Here is a 3950-nt window from a genome sequence, read left to right on the forward strand (position 1 = left end):
ACCTGGCAGCTGCTGAGTCCACACCTGTGGCCCTTCAAGCACCTGCAATCGGTTGATTTGGAATCAATCCAAAGTTCAGATCAGCTGAACTAGAAAGCCCCCTCCCAAAAGGAGGGGGCTTTTTTGTAGCTTGGGCTTAAAGCGATGAGTTCAGCTCAAGACCTATCCAAGCGATCGAGCTCCATCACTTTGCCCCATGCATCTACACAATCCCCCACGAAGCCTCCCTGGCCGTCGTTTTGGGCGTAGACCTCAGCAATGGCTTGCAGTCCAGCGTGATTCACCAGTGCTGCGATCACAACTGGTGAAGATGCCCTGCTTGTTGCCGCCTGAATGGCCACTAAAGGGACACTTCAGATCAGACATGGCAACGGTCTTTGCGGTGGTTCTTGTCTTCTCGAGAGTATGTACAACTCACAGCCTCTCCCACTCCGCTGGAACGTTGTGTTTTGGGGTTCAGGCGTAGGGACCAAAGTGTGTGGCACAGGTCGCTCCGCACTGGGCTCCAAGCTTGATCGCGTCAGGGATGGACACTCCTGCAGCAAGTCCGGCTGTTACGCCAGCTGCAAAGCTGTCGCCGCATCCGTAGGTCTCTATCAGGGGGCCGGGGAGAGGTTGGGCTTCAAATCGGCCCCCTGGACTGAAGAGCCCTCCCTTCTCTCCTTCGGTGGCGATCCGCAAGGTTGGCGCTGGGGTGAGTGCACCCTCTTCGATCGACTCGCCTGGATCCAAATTGCTGCCGATTAAGGCATCGAGACTGACTCCTGCCTCTTGAAGAAGCGGTAAACGAAGGCGGGGGGTTGCCGTTAAAACCTTGGCTGCTCGTGCCAGCCTCAGGCCCTGCGGATCGGTTGCCGAGACGAACACCCCATCGCAATCGGCGAGCTGCTCCCAGGGCAATGGATCATTGGCGACCGGCGTCAGTCGCTCTCCGATCACTGTGATCGCCCGATCTCTGCTGTGATCAACCAAGCTGATCCCGCGTCGGGTGGGTTGGTCCCGCCAGGCCACAATTGGGGTGACACCCAACTCACGCAGGCGCGCTTCGCTTCGTAAGCCGATTTCATCCTCCCCGAGGGCCGTGAAGAAGGTCACTCTTTGGCCCGTCAGTCTGGCCAGTTGAACAGCCACAACAGCTCCGGCTCCAGCCGGTTCTTCTAGGGAGCGATGGGCACGGCTGATCTGCCCAGGCGCCGGCAATGCATCAACGGCAAGGAAATTAACCCACTCAAGGTGCCCAACAACAGCAAGCTTGAGATCAGCGGGAAGGGATGCCATTTAAGGAATCGGCAAAACAGATTTCGCCGCATCGCGCAGGCGCACATTGATGGGACCGCCTACCTCGGTTACTGATACGGCTCCACCCACGGTTAACTGATCTTCGTCGGATGTTCCTACAAGGACAGGACCTTCATTCACACCTTGCACTTTGACTGGGGCTATGACCTCGTCAACTGAAACCTGTCCTTGGACTTCAAGAGACTGATTGGAATCAATCAAGACAGGTTTGCTGACTGACACTTGGCCTTGGACAGGAATAGCTTCAGAGGCTTCGATGGGGAGTTTTGTCGAAGCTTCAATGGCTATTGATCCTTCACTTTTCACGCGGATAGGTGCCTTGAGTTCGTCAACAGTGACTCCACCAACCAGGCGAACTGGAAATGGCTGATCGAGGGGCAGTCCGATCGGGATGGGTTGGCGGAGAATCTGGATCGCAGCAACAGCGACTGACCATGCCGCAATGACAACAGCGAGGGGCCAGCGGCTTGCCATTGCCAGCGTGAACCAGCGTGGTTCGTCGTTGTTTGGCATCAATCTGTTTCTTATAACCAAGCCGGTTTTACCGGATTTTTAGAAAAAAATTAGTGTTAGAGGACCAGATTATAAAAATGTCCTAAAGCTCATATTCTTCTTCAAATTGATTAAGGAGGCCTTTGTAGAGCACCAGTGTTCCTTCACTTTCTTCAGTAATGCCCTCAGCCTCGTAAAGCTGGGCGAGGTGGGTGCATGCGGCGTGCACCTGTACAAAGGCTTCGGCGTATTCGTTTTGAATGTCTTCTTCTCGGATGTCTCGAATTAACGCGGAAATAAACTCAACTTTTTTATGGGCCGCTTTAATTTCGGCCTCCATGTCTTTGCTTAGTTTGCGCCGCTTTCGAGCCATTGGCTTGGACTGTCAGCCCTTAATCCTAAGGCTAGGGGGCTGACAAGCCTTGTCTGGTCTGATCAGAAACAGAAGGGGAGCGTCTGAACGCTGCAAGTGACGTAGCCGTCAACGAGGGGGCCGAGGCCGATTTGATGAAGAATCCCCTGGCCTGTAAGTCCTTCAGTGATCACACCGATGACGAAACCGATCATGGCCGCACGACCGTTGAAGAGCTCAACCTTCTTCAGTTGATCTTCGTGAATGGAGCGAGCTGCTTTGCCTTGGAACCAGGCGTCGTTAGCGGGAGTGCGTTCCATGGAGGTCATGCAATTGAAACGAACTGTAACAGAAATTTGACGTTGGGCAGCATTGCGTTTAAGCCCTTCTCCAAATCACTGGTGTTCGTCGCTTCGGGTACAGCTCGCGGCACATTGGGCAAATCGTTCCGTCGCATCCGCGAGCAGTGCAGTGCTCGCGTCCATAAAAAATGATTTGCAGGTGGAGCTTGTTCCAGCGTTCCGGTGGGAATAGTGCTTTCAAATCCTTTTCGGTGCGCTCCACGCTGTCTCCATTGCTGAGTCCCCAGCGCTGCGCCAGGCGATGTATGTGAGTGTCCACGGGGAACGCCGGTACTCCGAAGGCTTGGGCCATCACCACGCTGGCGGTTTTGTGGCCAACGCCCGGCAGTGCCTCGAGCTCTTCAAAGCTGCTCGGCACTATCCCCCCATGCACCGTGGTCAAGAGGTGAGCGAGTTTGCGCACGTTTCGGGCCTTGGTTTTGGCAAGCCCGAGCTGGCGGATGTGACCGAAAATCTCCATTTCCGTCAAAGCCGCCATGGCACTTGGTGTTGGACCAGCAGCAAATAAGGCTGGTGTGACTTCATTGACTTTTTTGTCGGTGCACTGCGCACTAAGGAGCACTGCGATCAGCAGGCTGAAAGGGTCGCTGTGATCGAGAGGAATGGGTGGATCTGGATAGTGCTCATCCAGGCGGTGGAGCAGATGGGAAGCACGCTCTTTTCTGAGCAATGGTCATCGAGTCGCAGGACTGCCATCATGGCCACACTGCTTTTGAGGCCATGGCATCTCTTCGTAGCGATGGCTTATCAGAGGCCAATTCGGCCTATGAGCGTGCGATCGCTAGAGAAGAAAGCGCTGTGATCCCTAAACAGCGGATTGAAGCGGCTGAACCCCGCGCGCCCCAAGAGAACTCTGAGCCGGAAGACGATGGAGACAGCGATCTCTATCGCCATCACAGTCGGCAGCAATCGATCGAGGGAGGGTGAAGCCTGATCTTTGACTCCATGCCCCCTCCTCAATTCAGTCAGAGATTGACTTCTAAGAGTCAGGCTGAATCGCTTTTTTAATGGTGTCCACGCCTTTCTGGATCGTTTCTCTCGGCGCCTCGATCATTCTTTTCTGTGTGTTTGACCAAATGGTGACGGCGTAGACCAGCGCACCTCCAAGAATTAATGCCGCCAGAACCAGTCCAATTCCAGTGCCGCCGCCTCCTTGCTTGATCACGACAGGTTGCTGCTGATTGTCTTCAGACATAGGGGAGCCTTTCTGCTTCGATCAAAGTGAGTACGCCAAGGTCTTAGCGACACGAAGCATGGTTGTCAGGTTGCTTCAAGAAGCTTTGAAGAATGCATCTTGAAAGGAATGAGTGATCAGGCTCAGTGATCAGCGATCCCATCAGTCCTGACGGACTTGGATTGATGGTTGGCCTAGCGTCTCATCGAACAAGCATTTTCAAAAGGAGCTGCCGTGAACACCGCCGTGAGGGGGATTCTCTACGTTTCGG

Annotated in this window: 8 protein-coding genes; 1 reads left to right on the forward strand and 7 read right to left on the reverse strand. The window is 54.4% G+C overall.

Annotated elements, in window-relative coordinates:
* Positions 1–155: 155 nt before the first annotated feature.
* From NCN04_RS09000 to nth, 6 genes are all read right to left on the reverse strand, one after another.
* Complete coding sequence (locus NCN04_RS09000; protein WP_250395866.1) at positions 156–341, reverse strand: hypothetical protein; 186 nt, start codon at positions 339–341, stop codon at positions 156–158.
* Positions 342–456: 115 nt separating this feature from the next.
* Positions 457–1278, reverse strand: a complete 822-nt coding sequence (locus NCN04_RS09005; RefSeq protein WP_250395863.1) for a PfkB family carbohydrate kinase — start codon at positions 1276–1278, stop codon at positions 457–459.
* A complete protein-coding gene (locus NCN04_RS09010) occupies positions 1279–1773 on the reverse strand; it encodes a hypothetical protein (RefSeq protein WP_250395864.1) in 495 nt (164 codons plus the stop codon). It abuts the gene before it with no gap.
* Between the two features lie 121 nt (positions 1774–1894).
* The gene (locus tag NCN04_RS09015; protein WP_048346802.1) at positions 1895–2164 is read right to left on the reverse strand and encodes a hypothetical protein; all 270 of its coding nucleotides are present in this window, start codon (positions 2162–2164) and stop codon (positions 1895–1897) included.
* Between the two features lie 62 nt (positions 2165–2226).
* A complete protein-coding gene (locus tag NCN04_RS09020; protein WP_048348234.1) occupies positions 2227–2463 on the reverse strand; it encodes a high light inducible protein in 237 nt (78 codons plus the stop codon).
* A 58-nt stretch (positions 2464–2521) separates the two neighbouring features.
* The gene (gene nth, locus NCN04_RS09025) at positions 2522–3175 is read right to left on the reverse strand and encodes an endonuclease III (RefSeq protein WP_250395865.1); all 654 of its coding nucleotides are present in this window, start codon (positions 3173–3175) and stop codon (positions 2522–2524) included.
* On the opposite strand from nth, the gene NCN04_RS09030 reads away from it, so the two are divergent.
* Complete coding sequence (locus NCN04_RS09030) at positions 3175–3432, forward strand: hypothetical protein (protein WP_053068543.1); 258 nt, start codon at positions 3175–3177, stop codon at positions 3430–3432. The two genes, nth and NCN04_RS09030, sit on opposite strands and share 1 nt — an antisense overlap.
* 52 nt (positions 3433–3484) lie before the next feature.
* On the opposite strand, the gene NCN04_RS09035 is transcribed toward NCN04_RS09030, so the two are convergent.
* On the reverse strand, positions 3485–3700 hold the full coding sequence (locus tag NCN04_RS09035; RefSeq protein ID WP_048346800.1) for a hypothetical protein: 216 nt from the start codon (positions 3698–3700) through the stop codon (positions 3485–3487).
* Positions 3701–3950 lie beyond the last annotated feature (250 nt).

Source organism: Synechococcus sp. MU1655, from assembly GCF_023630655.1.
Classification (GTDB): domain Bacteria; phylum Cyanobacteriota; class Cyanobacteriia; order PCC-6307; family Cyanobiaceae; genus Synechococcus_C.

What these genes read in the sequence shown, in the direction of transcription:
- NCN04_RS09035 (WP_048346800.1), bottom strand. Translation starts at nt 3,700, where the DNA reads ATGTCTGAAGACAATCAGCAGCAACCTGTCGTGATCAAGCAAGGAGGC.
- NCN04_RS09015 (WP_048346802.1), bottom strand. Translation starts at nt 2,164, where the DNA reads ATGGCTCGAAAGCGGCGCAAACTAAGCAAAGACATGGAGGCCGAAATT.
- NCN04_RS09020 (WP_048348234.1), bottom strand. Translation starts at nt 2,463, where the DNA reads ATGGAACGCACTCCCGCTAACGACGCCTGGTTCCAAGGCAAAGCAGCT.
- NCN04_RS09030 (WP_053068543.1), top strand. Translation starts at nt 3,175, where the DNA reads ATGGTCATCGAGTCGCAGGACTGCCATCATGGCCACACTGCTTTTGAG.
- NCN04_RS09010 (WP_250395864.1), bottom strand. Translation starts at nt 1,773, where the DNA reads ATGGCAAGCCGCTGGCCCCTCGCTGTTGTCATTGCGGCATGGTCAGTC.
- NCN04_RS09005 (WP_250395863.1), bottom strand. Translation starts at nt 1,278, where the DNA reads ATGGCATCCCTTCCCGCTGATCTCAAGCTTGCTGTTGTTGGGCACCTT.